The sequence below is a fragment of the Rhodococcus sp. PD04 genome, from assembly GCF_035918275.1.
In the GTDB taxonomy this organism is placed as follows: Bacteria; Actinomycetota; Actinomycetes; order Mycobacteriales; family Mycobacteriaceae; genus Rhodococcus; species Rhodococcus rhodochrous.
Genome location: NZ_CP142143.1, coordinates 3,611,303 through 3,637,762 on the forward strand (window position 1 = coordinate 3,611,303; position 26,460 = coordinate 3,637,762).

25 protein-coding genes and 1 riboswitch are annotated in these 26,460 nt (G+C 68.2%); of the genes, 9 read left to right on the forward strand and 16 right to left on the reverse strand.

The features are described 5' to 3' along the window. Positions 1 to 44 precede the first annotated feature (44 nt). Genes U9J23_RS16700 through U9J23_RS16710 form a run of 3 tightly spaced genes read right to left on the reverse strand, consistent with a single transcriptional unit; the run spans position 45 to position 2,883 of the window. On the reverse strand, positions 45 to 1,130 hold the full coding sequence (locus U9J23_RS16700; RefSeq protein ID WP_059382320.1) for an adenosine deaminase: 1,086 nt from the start codon (positions 1,128 to 1,130) through the stop codon (positions 45 to 47). 57 nt (positions 1,131 to 1,187) lie between these two features. Further along, complete coding sequence (locus U9J23_RS16705; RefSeq protein WP_059382321.1) at positions 1,188 to 2,471, reverse strand: thymidine phosphorylase; 1,284 nt, start codon at positions 2,469 to 2,471, stop codon at positions 1,188 to 1,190. Continuing rightward, positions 2,464 to 2,883: a cytidine deaminase gene (locus U9J23_RS16710; protein ID WP_080968241.1), complete on the reverse strand. Its 420-nt coding sequence runs from the start codon at positions 2,881 to 2,883 to the stop codon at positions 2,464 to 2,466. Before U9J23_RS16710 ends, U9J23_RS16705 begins: the two co-directional genes overlap by 8 nt. 254 nt (positions 2,884 to 3,137) lie before the next feature. Here U9J23_RS16710 and sdhC point away from each other — a divergent pair, with 254 nt between their 5' ends. From sdhC to U9J23_RS16730, 4 genes are read left to right on the forward strand one after another with little or no spacing between them, the layout of a single operon-like run. Continuing rightward, entirely contained in the window at positions 3,138 to 3,545 is a 408-nt protein-coding gene (gene sdhC, locus U9J23_RS16715) for a succinate dehydrogenase, cytochrome b556 subunit (RefSeq protein WP_071935442.1), read from the forward strand. A 1-nt stretch (position 3,546) separates the two neighbouring features. Beyond that, positions 3,547 to 3,987, forward strand: a complete 441-nt coding sequence (locus U9J23_RS16720) for a succinate dehydrogenase hydrophobic membrane anchor subunit (protein ID WP_059382323.1) — start codon at positions 3,547 to 3,549, stop codon at positions 3,985 to 3,987. A gap of 15 nt (positions 3,988 to 4,002) precedes the next feature. Next, positions 4,003 to 5,754 (forward strand): succinate dehydrogenase flavoprotein subunit, encoded by a 1,752-nt coding sequence (gene sdhA / locus U9J23_RS16725; RefSeq protein ID WP_059382324.1) that lies wholly within the window; start codon positions 4,003 to 4,005, stop codon positions 5,752 to 5,754. Continuing rightward, positions 5,754 to 6,530, forward strand: coding sequence for a succinate dehydrogenase iron-sulfur subunit (locus tag U9J23_RS16730; RefSeq protein ID WP_059382325.1), 777 nt, complete (start codon positions 5,754 to 5,756; stop codon positions 6,528 to 6,530). Before sdhA ends, U9J23_RS16730 begins: the two co-directional genes overlap by 1 nt. 181 nt (positions 6,531 to 6,711) lie before the next feature. On the opposite strand, the gene U9J23_RS16735 is transcribed toward U9J23_RS16730, so the two are convergent. The 4 genes from U9J23_RS16735 to U9J23_RS16750 form a co-directional block, all read right to left on the reverse strand. Continuing rightward, a complete protein-coding gene (locus U9J23_RS16735) occupies positions 6,712 to 6,942 on the reverse strand; it encodes a LapA family protein (protein WP_085470065.1) in 231 nt (76 codons plus the stop codon). A 68-nt stretch (positions 6,943 to 7,010) separates the two neighbouring features. After that, positions 7,011 to 8,039 carry a YhjD/YihY/BrkB family envelope integrity protein gene (locus U9J23_RS16740; RefSeq protein ID WP_059382326.1) on the reverse strand — a complete coding sequence of 343 codons (1,029 nt, stop codon included), beginning with the start codon at positions 8,037 to 8,039 and terminating at the stop codon, positions 7,011 to 7,013. Between the two features lie 16 nt (positions 8,040 to 8,055). Then, complete coding sequence (trpS, locus tag U9J23_RS16745; protein WP_059382398.1) at positions 8,056 to 9,096, reverse strand: tryptophan--tRNA ligase; 1,041 nt, start codon at positions 9,094 to 9,096, stop codon at positions 8,056 to 8,058. A gap of 74 nt (positions 9,097 to 9,170) precedes the next feature. Continuing rightward, positions 9,171 to 9,974 (reverse strand): exodeoxyribonuclease III, encoded by an 804-nt coding sequence (locus U9J23_RS16750; RefSeq protein ID WP_059382327.1) that lies wholly within the window; start codon positions 9,972 to 9,974, stop codon positions 9,171 to 9,173. 217 nt (positions 9,975 to 10,191) lie between these two features. On the opposite strand from U9J23_RS16750, the gene U9J23_RS16755 reads away from it, so the two are divergent. From U9J23_RS16755 to U9J23_RS16765, 3 genes are read left to right on the forward strand one after another with little or no spacing between them, the layout of a single operon-like run. Next, complete coding sequence (locus U9J23_RS16755; protein WP_059382328.1) at positions 10,192 to 10,968, forward strand: IclR family transcriptional regulator; 777 nt, start codon at positions 10,192 to 10,194, stop codon at positions 10,966 to 10,968. Then, positions 10,965 to 12,167, forward strand: coding sequence for a CaiB/BaiF CoA transferase family protein (locus U9J23_RS16760; RefSeq protein WP_085470030.1), 1,203 nt, complete (start codon positions 10,965 to 10,967; stop codon positions 12,165 to 12,167). Before U9J23_RS16755 ends, U9J23_RS16760 begins: the two co-directional genes overlap by 4 nt. Further along, the gene (locus U9J23_RS16765) at positions 12,164 to 14,794 is read left to right on the forward strand and encodes an aconitate hydratase (RefSeq protein ID WP_085470031.1); all 2,631 of its coding nucleotides are present in this window, start codon (positions 12,164 to 12,166) and stop codon (positions 14,792 to 14,794) included. Before U9J23_RS16760 ends, U9J23_RS16765 begins: the two co-directional genes overlap by 4 nt. 45 nt (positions 14,795 to 14,839) lie before the next feature. Here the strand turns inward: U9J23_RS16765 and U9J23_RS16770 are convergent, their stop codons facing one another. Both U9J23_RS16770 and U9J23_RS16775 read right to left on the reverse strand, forming a co-directional pair. Next, positions 14,840 to 16,054, reverse strand: coding sequence for a hypothetical protein (locus U9J23_RS16770; RefSeq protein WP_059382331.1), 1,215 nt, complete (start codon positions 16,052 to 16,054; stop codon positions 14,840 to 14,842). 144 nt (positions 16,055 to 16,198) lie between these two features. Next, positions 16,199 to 17,416 carry an NADP-dependent isocitrate dehydrogenase gene (locus U9J23_RS16775; protein ID WP_059382332.1) on the reverse strand — a complete coding sequence of 406 codons (1,218 nt, stop codon included), beginning with the start codon at positions 17,414 to 17,416 and terminating at the stop codon, positions 16,199 to 16,201. Between the two features lie 268 nt (positions 17,417 to 17,684). After that, positions 17,685 to 17,795: riboswitch (SAM riboswitch) on the forward strand. A gap of 134 nt (positions 17,796 to 17,929) precedes the next feature. On the opposite strand from U9J23_RS16775, the gene metX reads away from it, so the two are divergent. After that, on the forward strand, positions 17,930 to 19,057 hold the full coding sequence (gene metX / locus U9J23_RS16780; protein ID WP_085470033.1) for a homoserine O-acetyltransferase MetX: 1,128 nt from the start codon (positions 17,930 to 17,932) through the stop codon (positions 19,055 to 19,057). On the opposite strand, the gene U9J23_RS16785 is transcribed toward metX, so the two are convergent. Genes U9J23_RS16785 through U9J23_RS16795 form a run of 3 tightly spaced genes read right to left on the reverse strand, consistent with a single transcriptional unit; the run spans position 19,054 to position 21,700 of the window. Continuing rightward, positions 19,054 to 19,338 carry a DUF3017 domain-containing protein gene (locus tag U9J23_RS16785; RefSeq protein ID WP_059382334.1) on the reverse strand — a complete coding sequence of 95 codons (285 nt, stop codon included), beginning with the start codon at positions 19,336 to 19,338 and terminating at the stop codon, positions 19,054 to 19,056. The genes metX and U9J23_RS16785 overlap by 4 nt on opposite strands. A 26-nt stretch (positions 19,339 to 19,364) precedes the next feature. Beyond that, positions 19,365 to 20,219 carry a bifunctional methylenetetrahydrofolate dehydrogenase/methenyltetrahydrofolate cyclohydrolase gene (locus U9J23_RS16790; protein ID WP_179161825.1) on the reverse strand — a complete coding sequence of 285 codons (855 nt, stop codon included), beginning with the start codon at positions 20,217 to 20,219 and terminating at the stop codon, positions 19,365 to 19,367. 5 nt (positions 20,220 to 20,224) lie between these two features. Continuing rightward, the gene (locus tag U9J23_RS16795; RefSeq protein WP_272267150.1) at positions 20,225 to 21,700 is read right to left on the reverse strand and encodes a wax ester/triacylglycerol synthase domain-containing protein; all 1,476 of its coding nucleotides are present in this window, start codon (positions 21,698 to 21,700) and stop codon (positions 20,225 to 20,227) included. 119 nt (positions 21,701 to 21,819) lie between these two features. Between U9J23_RS16795 and U9J23_RS16800 the strand changes: the two genes are divergently transcribed. After that, a complete protein-coding gene (locus U9J23_RS16800) occupies positions 21,820 to 23,034 on the forward strand; it encodes a glycosyltransferase (protein ID WP_326598955.1) in 1,215 nt (404 codons plus the stop codon). A gap of 10 nt (positions 23,035 to 23,044) precedes the next feature. Here U9J23_RS16800 and U9J23_RS16805 read toward each other — a convergent pair whose 3' ends face one another. From U9J23_RS16805 to U9J23_RS16820, 4 genes are all read right to left on the reverse strand, one after another. After that, positions 23,045 to 23,626: a maleylpyruvate isomerase N-terminal domain-containing protein gene (locus U9J23_RS16805; RefSeq protein ID WP_326598957.1), complete on the reverse strand. Its 582-nt coding sequence runs from the start codon at positions 23,624 to 23,626 to the stop codon at positions 23,045 to 23,047. A gap of 147 nt (positions 23,627 to 23,773) precedes the next feature. Next, positions 23,774 to 24,502: a GNAT family N-acetyltransferase gene (locus tag U9J23_RS16810; RefSeq protein WP_085470035.1), complete on the reverse strand. Its 729-nt coding sequence runs from the start codon at positions 24,500 to 24,502 to the stop codon at positions 23,774 to 23,776. A 1-nt stretch (position 24,503) separates the two neighbouring features. Next, positions 24,504 to 25,535, reverse strand: coding sequence for an aldo/keto reductase (locus U9J23_RS16815; protein WP_059382339.1), 1,032 nt, complete (start codon positions 25,533 to 25,535; stop codon positions 24,504 to 24,506). A 187-nt stretch (positions 25,536 to 25,722) separates the two neighbouring features. Then, the gene (locus tag U9J23_RS16820; RefSeq protein WP_080968243.1) at positions 25,723 to 26,436 is read right to left on the reverse strand and encodes a DUF2510 domain-containing protein; all 714 of its coding nucleotides are present in this window, start codon (positions 26,434 to 26,436) and stop codon (positions 25,723 to 25,725) included. Positions 26,437 to 26,460: the final 24 nt, after the last annotated feature.

The window sequence follows — 26,460 nt, forward strand, 5'->3', positions numbered from 1 at the left end:
GGTCGGCACTGACGCGGGTCGCGTCGGGTCGGCACCGACGCGGGTTACCCGACGAGGACGGCGTATCCCGGCTTGATGACGTCGTCGATCAGTTCCAGTCGCTGGTCGAACGGGAGGAAGGCCGACTTCATCGCGTTGATCGTGAACCGTTCGAGGTCGACCCAGCCGTAGTCGAAGGTCTCGACGAGCCGAACCATCTCCTGCGTCATCGTGGTGTCGCTCATCAACCGGTTGTCGGTGTTGACGGTGACGCGGAAGCGCAGGCGGGCCAGCAGGTCGAAGGGATGCTCGGCGAGGGTGCGAACCGCGCCGGTCTGCACGTTCGACGACGGGCACAGTTCGAGCGGGATGCGCTTGTCGCGGATGTAGTTGGCGAGCCGGCCCAGGGTGGCGGTCCCGTCGTCGTGCACTTCGATGTCGTCGACGATGCGCACGCCGTGGCCGAGCCTGTCGGTGCCGCAGAAGGCGACCGCTTCGTGGATGGACGGGAGCCCGAACGCCTCACCGGCGTGGATCGTGAAGTGCGCGTTGGCCGCGCGGGTGTACTCGAAGGCGTCGAGATGACGGCTCGGCGGATTGCCCGCCTCGGCGCCGGCGATGTCGAAACCCGCCACGCCGCGATCCCGGAAGCGCACGGCGAGTTCGGCGATCTCCAACGAGCGCGCCGCGTGCCGCATCGCGGTGAGCAGGCAGCGCACCCGGATCCGACGACCTCCCGCAGCCACCTCCGATTCCCCGGCGCGGAAGCCTTCGAGGACGTGCTCGACGACCTCGTCCAGCGACAGTCCCTTCTCCAGGTGCTGCTCGGGTGCGAACCGCACCTCGGCGTAGACGACGCCGTCGTCGGCGAGGTCGAGGACGCATTCGCGTGCGACGCGTTCGAGTCCTTCGGCCGTCTGCATCACGGCGACGGTGTGCTCGAAGGTTTCGAGATAGCGCTCGAGCGACCCGCTGTCGGCGGACTCGCGGAACCACCGGGCGAGATCCGCTTCGGTGTCCGCGGGCAACGACCACCCGCACGCGTCCGCGAGTTCGAGGACCGTCCTGGGACGGAGGCCGCCGTCCAGGTGGTCGTGGAGGACCACTTTGGGTGCGGTGCGAACGAGTTCGGGAGTCAGACGGCCGTTCATGATCGGGACGGTAGTCGGCGGCGGCCGGTTCCGCTCGGTCTCCGGCCGCCGGACCCGCTACGCCCGGATCCGCTCGATCACGAGCGGCTGCCGGTCGGGTGCCGTGTCGGAGATGCGGAGACCGCCGCGGAGGGCGGCGAGCGCGTCGGGAATGCGTCCCGGGGTGTCGGTGTGCAGCGTCGCGATCGACTGGCCCGCGCGGACACGATCACCGAGGACCGCGTGCAGTTCGATGCCGGCCCCGGGCTGGACGTCCTGGCCCTGCCGTTCGCGACCGGCTCCCAGACGCCACGCGGCGATGCCGACCGCGTACGCGTCGAGTTCGGAGATCACCCCGTCCGCGTCGGCGTGGAAGGTCTCGGTGTGGGTCGCGACGGGCAACGGCGCCGTGGGGTCGCCACCCTGGGCGGCGATCATCGCGTTCCATCGGTCCATCGCAGTGCCGTCGCGCAGGCGGTCGGCGGGATCGACGTCGTCGACACCGGCGGCCTCGAGCATCTCACGGGCCAGGGCCAGGGTCAGCTCGACGACGTCGTCGGGTCCGCCGCCGGCGAGCACCTCGACGGCCTCCCGGACCTCGAGCGCATTGCCCGCCGTACGCCCGAGCGGGCTGTCCATGCGGGTGAGCAGGGCCGTCGTGGGCAGCCCTTCGTCGGTGCCGAGCTCGACCATGGTGCGTGCCAGCTCGCGGGCCTCGCCGAGTTCCTTCATGAAGGCACCGCTGCCGACCTTCACATCGAGGACGAGGGCTCCGGTGCCCTCGGCGATCTTCTTGCTCATGATCGAGCTGGCGATGAGCGGGATCGACTCGACGGTCCCGGTGACGTCGCGCAGTGCGTAGAGCTTGCGGTCGGCGGGTGCGAGATCGGCGCTCGCCGCGCACACGACCGCACCGACGGCCGGGTCGGTGAGGATCTCGGCGATTTCCGCGGTGGTCAGATCGGCCTTCCAGCCCGGGATCGCTTCGAGCTTGTCCAGGGTGCCGCCGGTGTGACCGAGACCGCGGCCCGACAGCTGCGGGACGGCGACGCCGCAGGCGGCGACGAGCGGTGCGAGCGGCAGGGTGATCTTGTCTCCCACACCGCCTGTCGAGTGTTTGTCGACGGTGCGCAGTCCGAGCGCGGAGAAATCGAGGCGACGACCGGAGTCGATCATCGCGGTGGTCCAGCGTGCCGTCTCCGCCCGGCTCATGCCGCGGAACCAGACGGCCATCGCCAGGGCCGACATCTGGGCGTCGGAGACGATGCCGTGGGTGAACGCTTCGATGACCCAGTCGATCTCGGTGCCGGAGAGTTCGTGTCCGTCGCGCTTGCGGCGGATGACGGTGACGATGTCAGGCACGGCGGTCCTCGTTCTCCCGCACGGCCGCGAGATCGTCGGGGCCGAACGCGTCGGGGAGGAGCGCGGAGAGACGACGCGGGCCGCCCTGGGCGTCGACCTCGAGATCGGGGCCGCCGTGTTCGAGAAGCACCTGCCGGCACCGGCCGCACGGGGTCAGAACGTGGCCCCGGGAGTCGCACACGGCGACGGCCCGAAGGCGGCCTCCACCCTGGGCGATCAAGTTACCGACGAGTACACATTCGGCACATAGGCCCAGTCCGTGTGAGACATTTTCCACATTGCACCCGAGGACCATCCGACCGTCGACGGTGAGGCCGGCAGCCCCCACCGGGAACCCGGAGTAGGGGGCGTAGGCTCGACCCATCACCTCATGTGCTTTGGCGCGCAACATTTTCCAGTCGATGTCCGGCATGGTTCATCATCCTGTCACGGTGGCGTGGGCGACGGTAGGCGACCCCCACCGCGCCAGATCACAGTTGGAAAGGCAAACCTAACTTCGCATTTGGAGCCCTGTACGAATGGGGCGGGAGATTAGTTCCCGAGTTTGGGATGGGTCTAGAGTCGATCCAAGTCGGTTCAGGTTCACGTCGGGCCCGTACTGCGGAATCCCCCACAGGTAGGAGCAGCTCGACGCGTCCACCATTGACGTTGGAGGCACAGCACTCGATGAGCAGCACGACTGAAGCCGCCCCCGCAAAGGCGGGGCGCACACGGTCGCTTTACCGGGGAGACCCCGGCATGTGGTCCTGGGTATTGCACCGGATCACGGGCGTGGCGACATTCTTCTTCCTTTTCGTCCACGTCCTCGACACCGCACTCGTCCGGGTCAACCCCGAGACCTACGACGCGGTGATCGATACGTACAAGAACCCGATCGTCGGCCTCATGGAGCTCGGCCTGGTCGCGATGGTCCTGTACCACGCACTCAACGGCCTGCGGGTCATGCTCGTGGACTTCTGGTCGAAGGGCCCGAAGTACCAGCGCGTGATGCTCTGGACGATCCTCGCGATCTGGTTCGTGGTGATGATCCCCGCGGCCGTTCGCATCCTCTTCAACACGTTTGCGGGGCACTGACATGACCGAAGCGAAGACTCTGGGTAAGGAATACGACCGGCCTGCCGGCCTCGACAACCCGCGCTCGCCGCGGCGCGCCGCGAAGAACAACTTCGAGCTCTACGCCTGGTTGTTCATGCGCCTGTCCGGCCTGGCCCTGATCATCCTGGTCCTCGGTCACCTCTTCATCATGCTGATGCTCGATGACGGCGTGCACCGCATCAACTTCGCGTTCGTCGCAGGCCGCTGGTCCAGCCCGTTCTGGCAGGTCTGGGACCTGTCGATGCTGTGGCTCGCTCAGCTCCACGGCGGTAACGGTCTGCGCACCGTCATCGCGGACTACGCACGTAAGGACTCCACCCGGTTCTGGCTCAACACGATCCTCGTCGTGTCGATGATCCTGATCATGGGCCTGGGCACCTACGTGATCTTCACCTTCGACCCGAACATCACGGCGAGCTAGGGGAGCCGAACCTTCATGCAGGAACATCGTTACGACGTAGTCATCGTCGGCGCCGGCGGCGCCGGCATGCGCGCGGCCATCGAAGCCGGCCCGCGTGCGCGCACCGCAGTGCTCACGAAGCTCTACCCCACCCGCAGCCACACCGGCGCCGCTCAGGGTGGCATGTGCGCCGCCCTCGCGAACGTCGAAGAGGACAACTGGGAGTGGCACACCTTCGACACCGTCAAGGGTGGCGACTACCTGGTCGACCAGGACGCTGCGGAGATCATGGCCAAGGAGGCCATCGACGCCGTTCTCGACCTCGAGAAGATGGGTCTTCCGTTCAACCGGACGCCCGAGGGCAAGATCGATCAGCGTCGCTTCGGTGGTCACACCCGCGACCACGGTAAGGCCCCGGTCCGTCGCGCGTGCTACGCCGCCGACCGCACCGGCCACATGATTCTGCAGACGCTCTACCAGAACTGCGTCAAGCACGACGTCGAGTTCTTCAACGAGTTCTACGCGCTCGACATCACCCTCACCGAGACCGAGAACGGTCCCGTCGCGACGGGTGTCATCGCGTACGAGCTCGCGACCGGCGAGATCCACGTCTTCCACGCCAAGGCCATCGTCTTCGCGACGGGCGGCTCGGGCCGTATGTACAAGACGACGTCGAACGCCCACACCCTCACCGGTGACGGCCTCGGCATCATCTTCCGCAAGGGCCTGCCGCTCGAGGACATGGAGTTCCACCAGTTCCACCCGACGGGCCTGGCCGGTCTCGGCATCCTCATCTCGGAAGCCGTGCGTGGTGAGGGCGGCATCCTCCGCAACGCCGACGGCGAGCGGTTCATGGAGCGCTACGCCCCCACCATCAAGGACCTCGCGCCCCGCGACATCGTCGCCCGCTCGATGGTGCTCGAGGTGCTCGAGGGTCGCGGCGCCGGACCGAACAAGGACTACGTCTACATCGACGTGACCCACCTCGGCGAGGACGTCCTCGAGGAGAAGCTCCCCGACATCACGGAGTTCTCCCGCACCTACCTCGGTGTCGACCCTGTCACCGAGCTCGTGCCGGTGTTCCCGACCTGCCACTACGTCATGGGCGGTATCCCGACCAACGTCGACGGCGAGGTCCTCCGCGACAACGAGAACGTCGTGCCCGGCCTGTACGCGGCCGGCGAGTGCGCATGCGTGTCCGTCCACGGCGCCAACCGTCTCGGCACCAACTCGCTGCTCGACATCAACGTCTTCGGTCGTCGCGCCGGCATCGCCGCCGCGGAGTACGCCAACAGCACGAAGCACGTCGAGATGCCGGACGAGCCGACGAAGTACGTCGACGAGTGGCTCGACCTGATCCTGCACCAGGGCGGCAAGGAGCGGGTGGCCGACATCCGCACCGAGCTGCAGCAGACGATGGACAACAACGCGTCGGTGTTCCGCACCGAGGAGACGTTGACGCAGGCGCTCAACGACATCCACGCGCTGAAGAAGCGCTACAAGGAGATCACCGTCCACGACAAGGGCAAGCGCTACAACAGCGACCTGCTCGAAGCGCTGGAGCTCGGTTTCCTCCTCGAGATGGCCGAGGTCACCGTCGTCGGCGCGCTGAACCGCAAGGAATCGCGCGGCGGCCACGCCCGCGAGGACTACCCGAAGCGCGACGACGAGAACTTCCTCAAGCACACCATGGCGTACAAGGTGGGCGAGGAACTGATCTCCGACATTCGCCTGGACTACAAGCCGGTGGTCCAGACCCGGTACGAGCCCATGGAGCGTAAGTACTGATGACAACCATCGAGAAGACCGACACGGGCGCGTCGTCACTGCCTCCCGTGCCCGAGGGCGCGACGATGGTCACCCTCAAGATCGCTCGGTTCAACCCGGAGGACGACAAGGGTCAGCACTGGGATTCGTTCCAGGTGCCGGCGCTGCCGTCCGACCGTCTGCTCAACCTGTTGGGCTACGTCAAGGGTTACCTCGACGGCACGCTCACCTTCCGTCGCAGCTGCGCCCACGGCGTGTGCGGCTCGGACGCGATGCGTGTCAACGGCGTCAACCGTCTCGCCTGCAAGATCCTCATGAAGGACCTGCTGGACAAGAACGGCAAGGACGTCACGATCACGATCGAGCCGATCCGTGGCCTTCCGGTCGAGAAGGACCTCGTCGTCGACATGGAGCCCTTCTTCGACGCCTACCGCGCCGTGAAGCCGTTCCTCATCGCCTCCGGCAACGAGCCGACCCGCGAGCGCATCCAGTCGCAGGCCGACCGTGCCCGGTTCGACGACACCACCAAGTGCATCCTGTGCGCGTGCTGCACCACCTCGTGCCCGGTGTACTGGAGCGACGGCAGCTACTTCGGCCCCGCCGCGATCGTCAACGCGCACCGGTTCATCTTCGATTCGCGTGACGAGGGTACCGCCGAGCGTCTGGACATCCTCAACGACAAGGAAGGCGTGTGGCGCTGCCGCACCACCTTCAACTGCACCGACGCGTGCCCCCGTGGCATCCAGGTGACGAAGGCGATCCAGGAGGTCAAGCGCGCGCTCATGTTCGCTCGCTGATCACCTCGCACGACGGCAGGCCCGCCCCTTCGGGGACGGGCCTGCCGTCGTCTGTGCTCACTCCGCTGTCCTCACTCCGCTGTTCTCACTACGTGTCGTCCCGAACTTCATCGAGGAACAGGCCCGGCAGTCGATGGAGCAGGATTCCGCGCGCGGGTGAACCCGAACCGAGACGATCGGATCAGCGTCCGCGTGCGAACAGGAAGCCCGCGACCCACCCGACCGCGAAGATGACGACGAGCACCAGCCACAACGGTGCCTGCAGCGAGATCCAGAAGAGGTCGATGCTCGTGCTCTTGCGGTTCTGGAGGACGAACAGCGCGGCGAGCAGGACCAGGACGGCCGCGAGAACTCTGCGCGGAGTCACCTGGAACGAGCGTCGGGGCGCGGCGGAGCGCGTCTGTTTTGCCACGCCTCCATCGTCGCCCGTCCGCGGCACGATCGGCACCCCCGAACCGGGTTTTCACCCCGGGAGTTCGTTCATTTCCTCCGGAATCGCAACCCGGCGAGGAGCCCCCCGAGCAGACCCGCTCCGAGGAGTACGGCCCCGCGGCGCGCGTCGAAACCTTCGTGCACCTCGAGACGCGGAGTGATGACAGCTCCCGTGGGCGCGGGATGGTGTGCGAGTGCGAGGCTCGCGCGGGACGTCGCTGCGAACGCGGTGCAGAAGAGCACAAGACGAGCCGTGAGATTACCGAACACGAGAATGCCGAGAATGGGCCCGAAGGCGACGCCCGCCGGCCCGTTGAGCACCCGTTCGAGATAGATCGAACCGGTCTGCTTGAGCAGTTCGAAACCGATCCCGGCGATCACACCTGCGACGATCGCGCTGCGGAACGGGACCGGTTCGCGGGGCAGGCGCGCGATCACCCAGGTGAACACCAGGGCGGTCGCGGCCGTGGCCGTGATCAGTGCCAGGATCCGCAGAACCACGCCGATGCCGACGAGGTTCTCCATGTTGAGCAGCTCGACGATTCTGCGCGCGATCGGCCCGCTGCTCAGCGCCGAGAGCCCCAACGACACTGTCATCGCGAGCCCGAGACTGACGAGCGCGCCGCCGTCGCGCAGCTTGACCACGAAGAAGTTGCCCTTGTCGCGCGGGTGCTCCCACATGGCGGTGAGTGCTTCACGAAGATTCGTGATCCAGCCCAGGCCCGCATACGAGGCGGTGAGCAGACCGATGAGACCTACCGCGCCGCGGGATTCGATCGCCGAGTCGATCAGGCTCTGGACGGTGCCACCGAGCTGACCGGGGATGTTCTCGGAGATGATCTGCCGGATCTGGTCGAGCAGCTCGGGGCGACCGGCGAGCACGAAGCCGGCCAGCGAGAATACGACCATGATGATCGGGACGATGGCCAGCACCGTGAAGAAGGTCAGACCGGCCGCGTAGTAATCGCCTTTGTTCTCCTGATACCGCACCCCGGCCCGGAGGATGCGGTCGAGCACCGGATGGGCCGCGCGTTGACGCTCGAGAAATCCCGGCTTCTCGTCGGGTTCGCCAGCCATCCGGGTGCTCCTTCGTCTAGGTCCGCGGCAGGAAACCCACCTTGTCATAGACCTGCGCCAAGGTGCGGGATGCGACCTCGCGAGCGCGGTCCGCGCCGCCCGAGAGAATGCGGTTCAGTTCGGCCGGGTCGGCCAGGTACTCGTCGACCTTGGTGCGGATCGGCGTGACGAACTCGGTGAGAACCTCTGCGGTGTCGGCCTTCAGGTCGCCGTAGCCCTTGCCCTCGTAGCCGGCGACGAGCTCGTCGATACTGCGGCCCGACAGAGCCGACTGGATCGTGAGCAGGTTCGAGACCCCGGGCTTGTTCTCGCGGTCGAAACGGATCTCGCGCTCGTTGTCGGTCACCGCGGAGCGGATCTTCTTCGCCGAGACCTTCGGATCGTCGAGGAGGTTGATCAGGCCCGCGTCGGTCGCCGCGGACTTGCTCATCTTCGACGTCGGATCCTGCAGGTCGTAGATCTTCGCGGTCTCCTTCACGATCGTCGGCTCGGGGACGACGAAGGTCTTGCCGAAGCGGGAGTTGAAGCGCTGCGCGAGATCTCGCGTCAACTCGAGGTGCTGACGCTGGTCCTCCCCCACCGGCACGTGGCTCGCGCGGTAGAGCAGGATGTCGGCGGCCATGAGGATCGGATAGGTGAACAGGCCGACGCCGGCGTGCTCGGTGCCCTGCTTGGCGGACTTGTCCTTGAACTGTGTCATCCGGCTGGCCTCACCGAAACCGGTGATGCAGCTCAGGACCCAGGCGAGCTCGGCGTGCTCGGGCACCTGGCTCTGCACGAACAGGACGGACTTCTCCGGATCGATACCGATTGCGAGCAGCTGCGCCACGGAGACGAGCACACGCTTGCGGAGCAGCTTCGGCTCGTGCGGAACGGTGATCGCGTGCAGGTCGGGGATGAAGTAGAAGGCGTCGTTCTCGTCCTGCGCCGGAACCCACTGCGCCAGCGCCCCGAGGAAGTTCCCGAGGTGGAACGAATCCGAGGTGGGCTGGATGCCGGACAGCACACGGGGGCGGGCCTTCGGCTTCGTGGCGTTCTGTTCTGCAGTGCTCGACATGCCGTCGATGATTCCACGCAGGCCCCACCGCACTGCGACCGAGGTGGGCACTTCCGGGCGATCCGCAGAAGCGGTCAGCGATCGAAGGCCACCGTCACCGGTGCATGGTCGGACCAGCGCCGGTCGTAGCTCGCTGCGCGTTCGACGCGGGCCTCGGTCGCGCGGGCCGCCAGGCCCGGGGTCACGAGGTGGTAGTCGATGCGCCAGCCGGCGTCGGTGTCGAATGCCTTGCCGCGGTACGACCACCACGAATAGGGACCGGCGACGTCTCCGTGGAGGTCGCGCACCACGTCGCGCCAGCCCGCGTCGAGCAGGTCGCCGACCCAGGCGCGCTCCTCCGGCAGGAAGCCGGACTTCTTGACGTTGCCCTTCCAGTTCTTGATGTCCCGCTCGGTGGGGGCGATGTTCCAGTCGCCGCATACCACCATGTCGCGACCTGCGGCCGTCACCGCGGCGTACCGCTCGGCGAGATAGGTCGCGAAGCTCTTCATGAAGTGTTCCTTCTCGTCCTGCTTCGGCGTCTGCGCCTCACCGGTCGGAAGGTAGAGGCTTCCCACCGTCACGTCGCCGAAGTCGGCCTCGATGTAGCGGCCGGCCGACGCGAACTCGTCGACGTCGAATCCGACGCGGACCGCGTCCGCCGGTACACGTGAGAGGATCGCCACCCCGGCGCGGCCCTTGGCCGAGGACTCCGCGCCGACGCAGTGCCATCCGGCCTCGAGTGCAGGGGCGATCGCAGCGTGGAACTGCTTCTCGGTGGCCCGCACCTCCTGCAGGCACACGATGTCGGCGGCCGACGAGGCCAGCCAGTCGACGAGACCCTTGGCTGCGGCTGCGCGCACGCCGTTGACGTTCACGGTGGTGATCACGAGAGGCACCGGGTCACCGTAGCCGACACCCGCGACGCAACGGCTTCCCTGTGGGAGGGGCCTCCCGCGAGGGTGGTCCACCCCACGACCGGTCGTTCCACGGGACGGAACGAATTCACCACGTTCTCTCATACAGCGGAACGGACGAATGCACTTCCAGCTGAAATGCTGCATAGATCCATTCTGCGGATTGTTGAAACCGTTCTACGGACCTAGAGTGACTCACATGACACAGGCATCGACGGTCACCGGAGCCGACGGCGGCGTGCGGAGCGTCGCTCGCGCGTTCGATCTGCTCAACGCATTCGACGCCGAGCACCCGATCCGGACGCTGCGCGAACTCGTCGAGATCACCGGGCTCCCCAAGTCGACGGTGGTGCGCCTGCTGGGCACCCTCACCACGCAAGGGATCGTCGCCACCCGAGGCGATTCGACGACCTACAGCGTCGGCCCCGCCTTCCTTCGCTGGATCGGTCTGGCCGACGCGATGTGGGAGATCGGCGCCGAGGCACGGCGATCGATGACGGAACTGCGCGATCGATGCGGAGAGACCGTCAACATCTACATCCGACAGGACCTGCACCGCGTCTCCGTCGCTCAGGTCGAGGGCACGACGACGGTCCGCAGCGTCGTCCAGGTGGGTGCTCAGTACCCGCTCGTCGTCGGCGCCGCCGGCCGGATCCTGCTCGGTGGCTGTCCGGACAACGTTCTCGAAGCGCTCGCCGAGCAGGAGGGCACCACCAGCACGGCGGACCTGAGGACCGAGGCCGCCGGAGCACGGGAGGCGGGTTACGCCATCACCCACGGCGATCGGGAGCTGGGCGCTTCCGCGGTCGCCGCGCCGATCCTGTCCGCCGACGGCCGTGTCATCGCAGCCCTGTCGATCAGTGGCCCCACGTCGCGCTTCACCGCCGACCGGGTCGCCGCCTACGTCGATGCCGTAACCGACACCGCCCGGCAGATCAGTGCTGCCGGGCTCGGAACCGTGGAGGCCTTCCTGTGACCACCAACCTTCTGGAGGGCGTGCGCGTCCTCGATATGACCAACGTCCTGGCCGGACCCTTCGCGGGCTACCAATTGGCCCTGCTCGGCGCGGATGTGATCAAGGTCGAGACCGCCGGAAGCGGCGACCTGGCCCGTCAGCTCGGCGCCGATCCCGACCTGAGCGCCGAATACATGGGCGTGTCCTTCCTCGCCCAGAACGCCGACAAGCGCTCGGTCACGGTCAACCTCAAGACCGAGGGCGGCAAGAAGGTCTTCGAGCAGTTGCTCGCGGACGCCGACGTGCTCCTCGAGAACTTCCGTCCGGGCGTGCTCGCCCGCCTCGGCTTCGACTGGGAACGTCTGCACGAGCTCAATCCCCGCCTGATCTACTGCGCGGTCTCCGGATTCGGCGCCACCGGCCCGATGAGCAGCCGACCCGCCTACGACCAGGTGGTCCAGGGACTGTCCGGCATCATGAGCGTCACCGGCGACACCGAATCCGCGCCGCTGCGCGTCGGCTATCCCGTCTGCGACAGCTTCGGCGGTATGGCCGCGGCCATGACCGTGTGCGCCGCCATCGTCCGCCAGCGACAGACCGGGCAGGGCGCGTACCTGGACACCTCGATGCTCGACGCGGCCATCACGTCGATGGGCTGGGTGGTCTCGAACCATCTGGTGACCGGCAAGGAACCGGTGCCGATGGGCAACGAGAACATGACCTCGGCGCCGTCGGGTGCGTTCCGCACGGCCGACGGAGTCCTGAACATCGCGGCGAACAAGCAGGAACAGTACGAGATCCTGTGCAAGGTGCTCGGCCGCGAGGAACTCGTCACCGACCCCCGTTTCGTCACCCGCGAGGACCGCAAGCGCAACCGCGAGATCCTGCGCGACGAACTCGAGATCTCCCTCAAGGAGAGGACCGCGGCCGAGTGGGACGAGATCCTGCTCGACACCGGCGTTCCCGCCGCGCCCGTCGCTCCGGTGTCGGAGGCGCTGCGCTCCGATCAGATCCGCCACCGCGGGTTGATCTCCGAACTGGACGTGGCAGCCGGCTCCGGCACGGTCCAGGTCCTCGGTCTGCCCACGCACGTCGACGGTGAGTCGGTCCGTCCCGATACTCCGCCGCCGACGCTCGGAGAGCACACCGACGAGATCCTCCGCGAGATCGGCTTCAGCGCCGAGCAGATCACCCGTTTCCGGGAAGAAGGCGCAGTATGACGACCGATCCCTTCCGCTCCCTGACCGCTCTGCCGGTCTCGGACGAGGCCGGCGCTCCCCTGCACTACTACAGCCTGGCCGAGGCCGAAGCACACGGTGCCGGGCCGATCGCCGACCTGCCGTGGTCGCTGAAGACGCTCGTCGAAGGGATCCTGCGTCACCAGGGTCATCCGCAGGCGCTGCCCGAGCACGTCCACGCCGTCACCCGCCGCGACGAGACGGCCGCGATCCCGTTCTTCCCGGGTCGTGTGCTGTTCCAGGACGCCTCCGGGATCCCGGTACTGGCCGACATGATCACCCTGCTCGAACGCGCCCGGGCCGAGGGGTTGGACACGTCCGCGCTCGAACCCGCGTTGCCCCTCGACCTGGTCGTCGATCACGCACTCGAGGTGGATGAGTACGCGAATCCGGAAGCGGCACTTCGCAACATCGATCTGGAGTACGAGCGTCACCGCGATCGGTACCGTTTCCTGCGCTGGGCGCAGGACCGGCTTCCGGGCCTTCGGGTCGTGCCGCCGGGGCTCGGGATCTGTCACCAGCTGAACCTCGAGGTCCTCGCGCCGGTCGTGACCGCCACCGAATCCGGGGGCCGGCACGTCGCAGCGCTGGACAGCCTGGTCGGCACCGACTCGCACACCACGATGATCAACGCGCTCGGCGTCACCGGCTGGGGCGTCGGCGGCATCGAGGCCACCGCCGCGGCCCTCGGGCAGGCCGTCATGATCCGCGTGCCCCGCGTCGTCGGCATCGAACTCACCGGACGTCTCGCACCCGGGGTGTTCGCCTCCGATCTCGCCCTCACCCTCGCCGAGAAACTGCGCGCACTGAATGTGGTCGGCGCCGTCGTCGAGTTCCACGGTCCCGGCCTGGAGGCACTGTCGGTGCCCGACCGCGCGACCGTCGCCAACATGGCACCCGAATACGGCGCGACGATGGCCTGGTTCCCGGCCGATCGCCGGACGATCGAGTACCTGGCCGCGACGGGCCGCTCCCCCGAGCGTGTCCACCTCGCCGAGCAGTACCTGCGAGCCCAGGGACTGTTCCGCACCCCGAGCAGCCCGGCACCACGGTTCGAGACCGGCCTGTCGATCGACCTCGCGAGCATCACCACCACCCTCGCCGGTCCGTCCCGACCGCACGATGCCCTGTCGCCCTCCGAGGTCCCGACCTCCCGCGGCGAGAGCGGACCGCTCGATGGCGACATCGCGATCGCTGCGATCACCAGCTGCACCAACACCTCCAATCCCCGGTCGCTGGTCGCGGCGGGGTTGCTGGCGCGCAACGCCGTCGCGGCCGGTCTGCGTCCACCGGGCTGGACGAAGACGTCGTTCACGCCCGGCTCGCGGGCCGCCGCCGACCTGCTGGCCTCGGCGGGTCTGCAGGATCACCTCGACCGGCTCGGCTTCCAGGTCGCGGGATTCGGATGCGGCACGTGCATGGGCAATTCCGGGCCGCTCAGCCCGGCCCTGTCCGAGTCGGACCGGACGAAGGACACCGCGCTCGCGGCGGTGCTGTCGGGCAACCGCAACTTCACCGGACGCATCCACCCGGCGATCGCGCACGCCTACCTCGCCTCCCCGGCGATGGTCGTGGCCTACGCCCTCGCGGGCAACGTCCGGATCGACGTGACGCGCGACCCGATCGGGCGCGCCGAGGACGGCACCGACGTCACCCTCGCCGACCTGTGGCCCTCCGACGAGGAGATCGACGCGATGCTGGCCGAGCACGAGGCCGCCGCGCTCGGGCGTGACGCTCACCGGGAGTTGACCACCACGCGCTGGCAGGAACTCGAGTACCCGCGCGGTGAGCACTACCGCTGGGACGGGGAGGCCGGCAGCATCCGTCGCCCGCCCTTCACCGATCCGGAACTGACGTCGCCCACCCTCACCGGCGATCTGACCGCGCGGCCCCTGCTGGTCCTCGGCGATGCGGTCACCACCGACCACATCTCGCCGGTCGCACGGGTCCTGCCCGACTCCGCGGCGGGTCGCTGGCTCCGCGAGCGCGGTGTGGGCGACCGGGCACTGGGCACCTTCAGCTCCCGGCGGCTCAACCACGACGTCATGATCCGCGGCGGCTTCGCCAACACCCGCCTCGCGAACCTGCTCGTGCCCGAGAAGCAGGGCGGCTGGACGCGCACGGCACCCGGCGAGGAGCCGGTGCCCGTCCACGAAGCGGCCGAGTACCACCGCCGGCAGGGCACCCCGGTCGTGGTGGTCGCCGGTGAACTGTACGGCGCCGGGTCGGCGCGGGACTGGGCCGCGAAGGTCACGCGGCTGCTCGGCATCCGCGCGGTCCTCGCCCGTAGCTTCGAACGCATCCACCGCACCAACCTGGTCGCGATGGGTGTCCTGCCGATCCAGTGGCAGGGCCCCGCCCCGGAGACCTTCGACGGCAGCGAGGAGATCGACCTGCTCGGACTGGCCGATCTCGGGTCGACCACCGAGATCACCGTCCGGGTCCGCCGTGCGGGCGAGATCGTGTGGCAGGGCACGGCACTCTGCCGGATCGACACTCCCCTGGAGTGGGAGTGGCTGCGCGCCGGCGGTCTGTTCGGCCATCTGCTGACCGAGCAGACGGAGCGGCAGGGCGCACCGCACCGCGATCCGGTGGGCGCACACCGGTAGACGAGTGGATCGACGGGGACGTCCTCCGAGGGGGCGTCCCCGTCGTCATGTCCGGTCCGCCGGGGCGGCGCGGGCGACGGTGCGCGCCCGCACGATCAGATGACGGAGCGGCGGGACGGAACCCTCCGCTCGACCGTCCCTCCGGCCACCGTCGACCTCGGCACGCCGCACCCGGTACCGCTCGCGCAGCACAGCGGCGCGCAGGGCGGCGGTGACACCCGGGAAGCGACCGTGACGGCCGAACCCGACGGTGCCGAGGAGCAGGACAGCGGCCGGCAGGATTATCCAGGCGTACAGCACGGCGGCGGAGGCGATCGCCTCGGCGACGGCATCCTCGTCGAGCGCCGCCCATACGATTCCTGCGCCGACCACGACGTAGAGGGTGCCGCCCAGCGCCGCGGCCAGGACGGCACCGACGTATCGACGGAGCAACCAGCACCGGACCGTCCACAGCACGAGGACGGCGGCCGTGAACATCGTGATCGCGGACATGACCACGACGAAGACGACGTCCGAGGAGTCCGGCAGCGGTCCGGAACCCGACTCGTCGTCGAACACCACGACCATCAGGAGCCCTGTCGCCACCGTGACGACGGCCAGGAGAGCGAGTTCGACGGCGAGCGCCGCGAAGGGGTGCCCCGCGGCCCGTGAGTCGGCGGGGCGCAGCCTCGCCGCCGTGGCGAGCAGTTCGCGGCGGCGCAGCAGTGACGCCTCCCGGCGCAGACGACGACGGGCACCGACACCGCGCTGGGTCGCGAGGAACAGATCCTGGCTGAGCACCACGATCACGAAGACCGCCGGGAACAGCAGCAGCGCCGCCAGATCCACGGAGTGCGGAAGGCCGTCGAGCAGCGCGGCGACGAAGGTCATCGTCGCCCCGACGCCGAACACCGACCCGCACAGTTCGAGGTGTTCGAGGCGCAGCGCCTCGGTCGACCGGGACGAGCCCTCGGCGGTGATGGCCGGTCCGAGCGACCACGCGATGAGATTGAGCGCGATGACGAGGGCGGCGAGCACACCGAGGACGGCGGCGGCCTCACCCATCGTGAGGGTGGTGAGTACGCCGCTGCGCACCGGCGTGGACCGGTCGTAGGCCAGTTCGTCGGTACGGCGGGCGACCGCGTGGATCAGGTTGGGGGCGAGGGCGACCGGCAGATAGGCCAGCGCCGAGCCGAACATCAGCATCCATACCCGGGTCCAGAACCGCCGGCGGGCGTGCGCTCCACCGCGGGCTTCGGAGTCGGTGGCAGTGGTGGTCACGGCCGTCCCTCCTCCCGGACCTACGGTGATGCGACTGACAGTGGTACACGAAACGGTAACCGGTGCCGGGAGTGCTCGGGAAACACGACACGGGACGCCCGGTGCGGGCGTCCCGTGTCGTGTTGTCGAGAACGGAGCGGAAGGTCAGGCGCGAGCCTTCTGCAGATTCTCGTCGAGTGCGCCGAGGAACTCCTCGGTGGTCAGCCAGCTCTGCTCGGGGCCGACGAGCAGTGCGAGGTCCTTGGTCATCTGACCGGCTTCGACGGTCTTGATGACGACGTCCTCGAGCTGCTGCGCGAACTCGATGACCTCGGGGGTGTTGTCGAGCTTGCCGCGGTGCTCGAGGCCACGGGTCCAGGCGAAGATCGACGCGATCGGGTTGGTCGACGTCGGCTTGCCCTGCTGGTGCTGACGGTAGTGCCGGGTGACGGTGCCGTGTGCGGCCTCCGCCTCGACGGTCTTGCCGTCCGGGGTCATCAGGACGGAGGTCATCAGGCCCAGCGAGCCGTAGCCCTGCGCGACGGTGTCGGACTGGACGTCGCCGTCGTAGTTCTTGCAGGCCCAGACGTAGCCGCCCTCCCACTTGAGGGACGATGCGACCATGTCGTCGATGAGGCGGTGCTCGTAGGTGAGACCGGCGGCGTCGAACTCCGCCTTGAACTCTTCCTCGTAGATCCGCTGGAACTCGTCCTTGAACATGCCGTCGTAGGCCTTCAGGATCGTGTTCTTGGTCGACAGGTAGACCGGGTAGTTGCGCTGCAGGCCGTACGAGAGCGAGGCGCGCGCGAAGTCCTGGATGGACTTCTTGTAGTTGTACATACCCATCACGACGCCGCCGTCCTCGGGGATCCGGCAGACCTCGTGCTGGATCGGCTCGCTGCCGTCCTCGGGCGTGAAGGTGATGGTGACGGTGCCCGGGCGGTCGACCTTGAAGTCGGTGGCGCGGTACTGGTCGCCGAACGCGTGGCGGCCGACGATGACGGGCTTGGTCCAGCCCGGCACCAGGCGCGGCACGTTCGAGATGATGATGGGGGCGCGGAAGATGGTGCCGCCGAGGATGTTACGGATGGTGCCGTTGGGCGACCGCCACATCTTCTTCAGACCGAACTCCTCGACGCGCGCTTCGTCGGGGGTGATGGTGGCGCACTTGACGCCGACGTTGTACTTCTTGATGGCGTTCGCCGCGTCGACCGTCACCTGATCGTCGGTGGCGTCGCGGTTCTCCACGCCGAGGTCGTAGTACTCGAGATCCACGTCCAGGTACGGGTGGATCAGCTTGTCTTTGATGAACTGCCAGATGATGCGGGTCATCTCGTCGCCGTCGAGTTCGACGACCTTACCCTCAACCTTGATCTTGGACATATGCGCTTCGTGTCCTCCTAGGACGTTTCTGTGGTCCCCAATCGACCGCACTTTGTGGGTGCGATCGCCGTCGGCTCGCGAGCAGCGAGCATGGCCGTGTCCACGTCCTGGACTCCGGCCAAACATGACAAGCGTACTGCTATTGGTGAAGTCCGCAAAGCGCCTCGTCCCGCCCTCGCGCCCTACCGACCGGTAACTTTCCTGCTGGTCAGCGATGTTCAGAGGGTGCATAAGACCCTGCGACGGAGAGTCGCTAGACTGCCGGGAAAGTCATGAGTGCCAGCGTCAAGCCCCGGCTTGCTGGCCGGCAACCCTCCGACGGGGTGGGGTGCTCCGGGTGATGACACGGTCGGTGGAACCCCACCGACAAGCCTGTTGTCGGGAGGACTGAGATGATGATGTGCTGTCGCACGCAAGCCACGATCACACCTCCCATCACCGCCGGAAGGACACGATGACCGACATCCGCAGCCGGCGCTGCCAGCCCACCGCGAGCCTCGAGGCGGTCACCTCTTGACGGCGGGCACCGAGCGGCGTCGCGTCGAACTGCCCCCGGCGGACGGACGCCTCGACACCATCGACATCGGCGATCTCGCGCTCGAGAGCGGCGAGACGCTGCCGAACGTCACCGTCGCCGTGCAGAGGTGGGGCGAACTGTCCCCCGCCCGCGACAACGTGGTGCTCGTCGAACACGCCCTCACCGGCGACTCGCACGTCACCGGCCCCGCCGGACCGGACCATCCCTCGCCCGGCTGGTGGTCGGGCATGGTCGGCCCGGGCGCTCCTATCGACACCGACCGCTGGTGTGTGGTCTCGACGAACATCCTCGGCGGGTGCCGCGGCACCACCGGCCCCGGCAGCACGGCGCCCGACGGCAAGGCCTGGGGATCCCGCTTTCCGCTGATCACCGTCCGCGACCAGGTGGCCGCCGAGGTGGCGCTGCTCGACAGGCTCGGCATCGACGTCCTCGCCGCCGTGACCGGCGGATCGATGGGCGGCATGCGCACTCTCGAGTGGATCATCGCGTACCCGGAGCGCGTGCGGGCGTCGCTCGTCCTCGCCACCGGTGCCCGCGCGACCGCCGACCAGATCGGCACCCAGAGCGCGCAGATGGCGGCCATCACGGCCGATCCCGACTGGCAGGGCGGCGACTACTACGGCACGGGGCGGCGTCCCGAAGCCGGACTCGCCATCGCCCGGACCATCGCGCACCTCACCTACCGGACCGAATTCGAACTCGACACGCGCTTCGGGAATCTCCCCCAGGACGACGAGGACCCGTGGCGCGGCGGCCGGTACGCCGTGCAGAGCTATCTCGAGCACCAGGCACGCAAGCTCGTGGCGCGCTTCGATCCCGGCACGTACGTGGTGTTGTCCGACGTGATGAACCGGCACGACGTCGGTCGCGGACGCGGCGGTGTCGAGGCCGCACTCGCGTCCACCCCGGTCCCGACGATCGTCGCCGGCGTCGACTCCGACCGGCTGTACCCACTGCGCCTGCAGCAGGAGATCGCCGATCTGCTCCCAGGATCGGGCGACCTGCGTGTGCTCGTCTCCCGCGACGGGCACGACGGATTCCTCACCGAGGCCGACGAGGTGGCGAAGCTCCTCGTCGAGCTGATGAAGCTCGCCGAGGGCTAGTCGGTTCCCAGCGGGTCGATCGACGCGGCGAGTGCCACCACGATTCCGCCGACGACCATCATCGAGGCGACGTCGAACGTCTTGCCGCGCACCGCGAGGACACCGACCTTGTCCTCGTCGATCACCCAGCGGAACAGTCCGGCGAGGATGGTGGCGCCGCCGAAGACGAACGCTCCGCGTCGCCACCGGTCGGCGATCACCAGGATCACCGCTGCCGCGATCACCAGGGTGACCGCGAGCAGCGGCAGGTTCAGACGCGTGAATCGCAGAGCCTGAGCCATGTCGTCTCCCGGGTTCGTCGACCTGCTTATCGGGCCGCGAGCTGCTCGGCCCGCTCCACGACGTTGGTCAGCAGGAAGGCGCGGGTCAGCGGCCCGACGCCACCGGGGTTCGGGGACACGAAGCCCGCAACCTCACGCACGTCCGCGGCGACGTCGCCGCGCAGGCCGTCCTCGGTGCGGGAGACACCCACGTCCAGCACCGCGGCGCCGGGCTTGACCATGTCCGCCGTCACCAGGCCGGGAACGCCCGCGGCTGCAACGACGATGTCGGCGCGACGCACCTCTGCAGCGAGGTCGCGGGTGCCGGTGTGGCAGAGGGTGACCGTCGCGTTCTCCGAACGCCGGGTCAGCAGCAGACCGATCGGGCGACCGACGGTGACGCCACGACCGATGACCACCACGTGCGCGCCGGCGATCTCCACGTCGTAGCGGCGCAGCAGATGGATGATGCCGCGCGGCGTGCAGGGCAGCGGAGCCTCCTTGCCGAGCACGAGACGACCGAGGTTGACCGGGTGCAGTCCGTCGGCGTCCTTACCCGGATCCATGCGCTCGAGCGCCGCGTTCTCGTCGAGGTGCTTCGGCAACGGGAGCTGGACGATGTATCCGGTGCAGGCGGGATCGGCGTTGAGCTCGTCGATCGCCTCGAACAGCTGCTCCTGGGTGATATCGGCGGGCAGATCCTTGCGGATCGACGTGATGCCGACCTTCGCGCAGTCGTTGTGCTTGCCGCGCACATAGGCCGCGGATCCCGGATCGTCGCCGACGAGGATCGTGCCGAGGCCGGGCGTGACGCCCTTGGCCTTCAGCGCATCCACGCGGACCTTCAGGTCCTCGAAGATTTCGTCGCGGGTTGCTTTGCCGTCCAGGATCGTCGCAGTCACGTCGCTCATTCTTCCAGGCGCCCGTCCGCCGTCGAATCGCGGCCGGTACCGGAAACCGTCCGAGCACCCGGAGGCAGGCAGTCCCGGGACAGTTCCGCGAAGGCTTCGGCGAGATACCTCTCGTACTGTTCGGGGTCCGGCATGCAGGAGTCCGAGACCAGAAAAGACAAGGTGAGAACCTCTCCGAGCGAGGTCACGGAGTGGACGAGACCGTAGTTCCGGTTGAGCATCGGAGTACCGATCGCCTCGACGGCGGGACTGTCACCGAAGCGGAGGCCCTCGACCGGCCCACGAGGCACATTCGTCACGGTGGTGTTGGCCAGCGGCACCACGTCTCCCGTGGGACCCACCCGCCCGCGGTACGCACGGCGGATCGACATCGCCAGGTCGAACGCGGGCGATGCATCCACCGCGGCAGCGGAGGCAGCCGACTCCGGACGCCGGATGCGCTGTTTCTCGAGGGCGGCGGACTCGTGGACGCTGTGGAGTCGTTCGCGCGGGTCGGCGCGATCGATGTGGAGGTCGACATACATCAGCGTGACCTTGTTCTCCGATTCCGCCCCCGCCCGGTCCCGGATCGATCCCGGGACGATCGCCGCCGGAGAGACGGCCGGAATCTCCTCGTAGGACGCGAGGTAGGAGCGCAGTCCTCCCGAGACGATCGTCAGGATCACGTCGTTCACCGAGGTATCCGTGGCGCGTGCGACGGCACGTACCTCCGGCAGCCGCATACGGACGACGCCGAGCTGCCAGGGACCACCGGCATCGGTGTCGAAGCGGGTCCGGGGACGCTGGGGCCGGGGCGCGACGATCTCCCCCGAGGCGGTGAGGTCACCGAGCGCTCGTCGAGCGCGACGCGTTGCGACCAGGGCCGGGAGCATCCTCGCGTACCGGAAGGGCAGGGCTGCCGCCGCGCCGACCGTTCCCGGCACGGCGACGACACGTCCACCCGACGACGGTGCGGCCGCAGGATCGTCGAACAGCGCACGAGCGATCTCGACGGCTCCGAGTCCGTCGGTCACCGAGTGGTGCAGGAGCAGCGCCACGATCGTCGCGACCTCGGGAAGGTCGTCGACCCCGCGGATGTCGGTCAGGACGTGCACTTCCCACGGCGGCACGGACAGATCGAGGCGGCGTTCCTTCATCGACGCGAGCAGCCGATGCAGCCCGCTGCGCGAGGTCGGGCCGATCGTCTCGTACCGGACGTGATCGTCCGGATCGACGTCCGTCTCCACCCAGTAGGGGAAGTCGAGGTCTGCCGGCACGCGGTGCAGGCGTCGGGTGAGCGCCGGTGTGCGATGCAGGCGGTCCCCGATCCACGTGACGGCATCCTCACGGGTACGGATGGGAGCCTCACCTGCCCGGGCGTCGAACACGTAGAAACTCACCATGGTCGGTGGTGGAGCGTCGGGGTCGGTGTCCCCCACGAAGATGTGGAGCGCGTCCCGCGCGGCCAGTCGGATTCCGCGTCGGCGTGTCATCGCGATGGTTCTCTCCCGGGTCGCCCGCTGCTCGTGCCTCTCGATTGAACCAGTTACCGCTCGGGACCACACCCGATCGGCGGTTCGCGAACACGAGCCTCACGCGGTGTAATTCGGCCATGGCGTACCGAGCCGGATCGACGACCGGCACCGAACGAGACCGGGCCGCGCGTCGTGTCCTGTTCTCGTTCGCAGGCGGCCTCGGCCATCTCGCACCGATGCTCCCGATCGCCGACGTCCTGCGCGAGGCCGGTCACCGTCTCGGCGTGTGCGGCGACGCGGACGTCCTCGCAGGCACCGAAGGCTTCGACGCGTACTTCCCCGAGGGAGACACGACATTCGTTTCCGGTCGGTCCACCGGCACGCTCGTTCCTCCGGATCTCGACCACGAGTACTCGGTGATCGGCACCCACTTCGCCGATGCTCTCGCGTCGCGACGATTCGGTCCGGTCCGCGACGTCGTCGACCGTTGGCATCCGGATCTGATGGTCCGCGACGAGATGGACTTCGGCGCGATGACGGCGGCCGAACACGCCGCCCTGCCCCGCGTGGTGGTCGACGTGATCGCGTCCGGCGCGCTCACCCGGATCGACCGCATCCGTGAGCCACTACGACGACTACGTGCCGCCCACGGCCTCCCTTCGGATCCCGAATTCTCCTTCCTGACAAAGGATCTCGTGATCTCACCGTTCCCACCGTCGTTCCGTGACCCCGACTTCCCCCTGCCTGCCACAGCCGTCTCGATCGGGCCGGGCCCATCGCTCGCGTCCCACGGACACCCCGCGATCGACTGGCTCCGCGGCGGCGAGGAATCTCACCGCGTGTACGTCACGCTGGGCACCGTCTTCAACACCGAGTCCGGTGATCTCTTCGGCCGTCTCGTCGGGGGACTGCACCGACTACCCGCGCGCGTGCTCGTCACCGTCGGCCGCGACGTCGCCCCGGCCACCCTGCCCTCACCGGGTGGCAACGTCCGCATCGAACGGTTCGTGCCGCAGTCGGCGGTGCTCCCGCACGTCGATGTCGTCGTCAACCACGGCGGCTCGGGCAGCGTCATCGGTGCGCTCACCCACGGCGTGCCGGTCGTCGCGCTTCCGATGGGTGCGGATCAGGAACTCAACGCCCGACGGCTGGTCGCGCTGGGCGCAGGGACCACGGTCGATCCCGTCACCGCAACCTCGGCGGAGATCGGAAGGATCACCCTCGACGCGCTGTCGTCGGGCTCCCTTCGCCGCGGTGCCGAGCGATTGCGCGATGAGATCGCACGATTGCCTCCCCCGGCATCCGTGCTTCCACTGCTGGAGGATCGGATGCTCCGATCCCGGCTGCGCTGAACGTCTCCGCTCACACGACGGAGTAACCGTCCGGTAGCGACGTCCGCCCGGTCAATGCCCGCAGCACGGTCGTGCCGTCGCCGAGTGCCAGCGCGATCCTCGTGGCCAGCAGGGTTGCTTCTTCGAGGACGTCGGCCGGAGGCGTGAAGGGGACGTCCGCCGCAGCTGCGATGTCGAGACCGTGGACGGCGAGCTCGAAGGTGCGCGTCGGCAGATAGGAGTGCAGACGGATCCCCTTGTCTCCGATCACCCGGATCAGACGGTCCTCGCCGGCACCGAGCCGTTCGATCACCGCGGTCGACAGAGCATCGATCGTGGCCACCGGGTCGTCGCCGAGGTCGGCACCGGCACGACGTCCGCGTTCGACGATGTCCTCCGCGCCGAGAACCGAGGTGGGTTCCTTGACGTGGACGTAGTACTGCTCCGCGCTCGCGAGGTCCTCGGTGTCGGCGGGACCGTCCAGATAGGTCGTGACGGTCGTCAACGAGCGCGAGGTGTGGCCGATCAGCGCTCGGAGATCCCATTCACCCAGGCCCGGGCCGCCCCAGCGGTCGTCCGGTACGGCACGTACCAGCTCCGAGAAGCTGCGCACCGCCGAAACGTACGTCCTACCGGTGATTCCATGACATCTCCCGAGGTCGACCGGACCGGACCCGACACGAGAATGAAAGCACGCGTCCCGCGGCTGTGAACGAAAGCGCGCGTTCCACGGCTGTGAACGAAAGCGTGCGTTCCGAGGTTATGCCGACGGTGTGCGCACACGGATCAGCACGGATCGTTTGCGCAGCGTGAATCCCAGGTTCTCGTAGAGCCGGATCGCGGTCGTGTTCGCGGCCGACGCGTGGAGGAACGGGATCTCGCCGCGTGCGCGGATACCGGCACCGACAGCCTTGACCAGGCGCGTGCCGAATCCGCATCCCCGGAAATCGGCGTCCGTGCACACCGCGCTGATCTCGGTCCATCCCGGCGGATGCAGCCGCTCCCCCGCCATCGCGACGAGACGTCCGTTCACCCTGATACCCGGATAGGTGCCCATCTCGACGGTCCGCGGCAGGTACGGTCCCGGCCGGGTGCGGGCGACGAGTTCGAGTATCTCCGGGACATCGGTGGGGCCGAGCACCACGAGTTCCGGATCGGGTTCGACGACCAGGCCCGTCCCGTCCATCTGGACGAGCCCGAACGAGCCGAGCACCTCCCAGCCGGGTGGTGGTGTGTGCCCCGGTCCGCGCACGGCCACCTCGGCCGACGGGCCCACGAGTGCGGCCAGGTGCGCCCAGTCGTCGTCCGTCATCGCCGTCGGGTGCCCGATGTGCCCCGCGACGTCGGGGTGGTATCCACCGATCCGGCCCGACCACCGCGCGAAATGTGCGTGCACTCCGCGCAGCGACTGCCGGATCGGATCGTCGAGCGGATGGACGTCCTCGTCCACCTCGACGGCGTCGACCGCCGGCGAAGCACCCGCGGTCATGTCAGAGACCGAGTCCGGTGCCGTGGACGCCGTACTCGTCGATGACGGCGAGCTCGTCGTCGGTGAGCGGCGGGAAGCTCAGGGCCTCGAAGTTGTGGTCGAGCTGCCAGGTCGAGCTCGCGCCGACGAGCGCCGAGGTCACCGCCGGTTGCCGGAGCACCCACTGCAGCGCCAACTGGGCCAATGACTGCCCACGCGACCGGGCGAGTTTGTCGAGTTCGGTGACGCGCTGCCGGTAGGTCTCGTCGATCACGTCCGGGGAGAGGAACGCACTGTCCGCCGCTCGCGCGCCGTCCGGGATGGTCTCGAGATACTTGTCCGTCAGAAGTCCCTGTGCGAGCGGCGAATACACGACGAGCCCGAAGCCGCCCTGCTCGGCCGCGTCGAGCAGACCGTTCTGCTCGATGCTCCGGTCGAAGATCGAGTAGCGCGGCTGGTGGACGAGCAGCGGGACACCGGCCTCCCGCAGAAGTGTCGCGGCCTCGTGCGCACGATCCGGCCGGTAGTTCGAGATGCCGACGTAGAGCGCCTTCCCCTGCTCGACGGCGGAGACGAGTGCCCCGACCGTCTCCTCGAGCGGCGTCGACAGGTCCGGACTGTGGCTGTAGAAGATGTCGACGTAGTCGGTGCCGAGATCACGCAGGCTGTGATCGAGCGAGCCCAACAGCGACTTGCGCGACCCGCCCTTCTGGTAGGGACCGGGACCGATCGGGTTGCCGGCCTTCGTCGACAGGATGATCTCGTCCCGGTAGGGCGCGAGATCCTTGCCGAGGATCCGGCCGAAGTTCTTCTGTGCGGCGCGGTGCGGCGGACCGTACCGGTCGGCGTTGTCGAAGTGGGTGATGCCCAGATCGAAGGCGTGGAGGATGATCTCCCGCTGCGTCTCGAACGGATGGTCGGTGCCGAACTTCTGCCACAGCCCGAACGAGAAGGCCGGCAGGTCGAGGCCGGACCGCCCCGAGCGCCGGTAGGGAATCGTCTCGTAACGGTTCTCGGATGCGGTGTACGGGGTTTCGATGGTGCCGTGCGACATCGGGCGGGGTTCGCCTTTCGGTTCCAGCGGAATTCGAGTCCACGGGTACATCGCCCACCGAAGGATTCGGCGGGCGACATATCCGTTCGACACTCGATCACGGGCGCTTCCGGCCTGTCACCGGTTCCGCTCAGGCTGCGCAGAATGCATCCGCCGAGCGCCGGTGCACTGACGTCGACGGGTGGTTCTAATTCGGTGACTGCCAACGGTCCCGGCCATCCGAGCCGGGAGCGCACACCATCGGAGTCCCCTTGGTCGTAACTCCGGTGGCACCTGGGGTGGAACAGAACGAACCGCCGTGCACAGTTCCGCCCGATTGCTGGGCAGGAGCCGGTGGCGGCGTGTACGCAGGCGCCGGCGGGGGCGTGTACTGCGTGACCGGCGGCGGGGTGTACTCGGGCGTCGGGGGCGGCGTGTACTCCGTCGTCGCAGGCAGGGTGTATGCGGGCGCGGGCGGCGTGTACTCCGTCGTCGTTTCGACGACGGTCGTTCCGGCCTGGGGAACCAACGGCACCACGGCAGGCGAGTCGGAGGTCATGATGGGCGCCGGTGTGGTCGTCCGGGGCGTCGTCGTGGTGGGCTTCGCCGTCGTCGTGGTCGGCGCCACCGAACTGCTCGTCGTGGACACCACCGAGGAGGTTTCCGTCTTCGGCTCCTCGTCACCGACAGCGGCGCCGAGAGCCACGAGTCCGACGAGGCCGGCGCCGAGCGCCCACGGCCACTTGCGCCGCTTCTGTTCGCCTCCGGCAGGAGGATTGCCGCCCTGGCCGACAGCCCCGAACACCTGCGTGGGGTCGCCGCTGCCCTTGGGCCTGGTCTGGTTCGTCCACTGCTGACCGTCCCAGTAGCGATCGATGGACGGGTCGTAGGGGTCGGGATGCCAACCGGCAGGAGGGTTCATGCTCGATCCGTTCTGAGGAATACG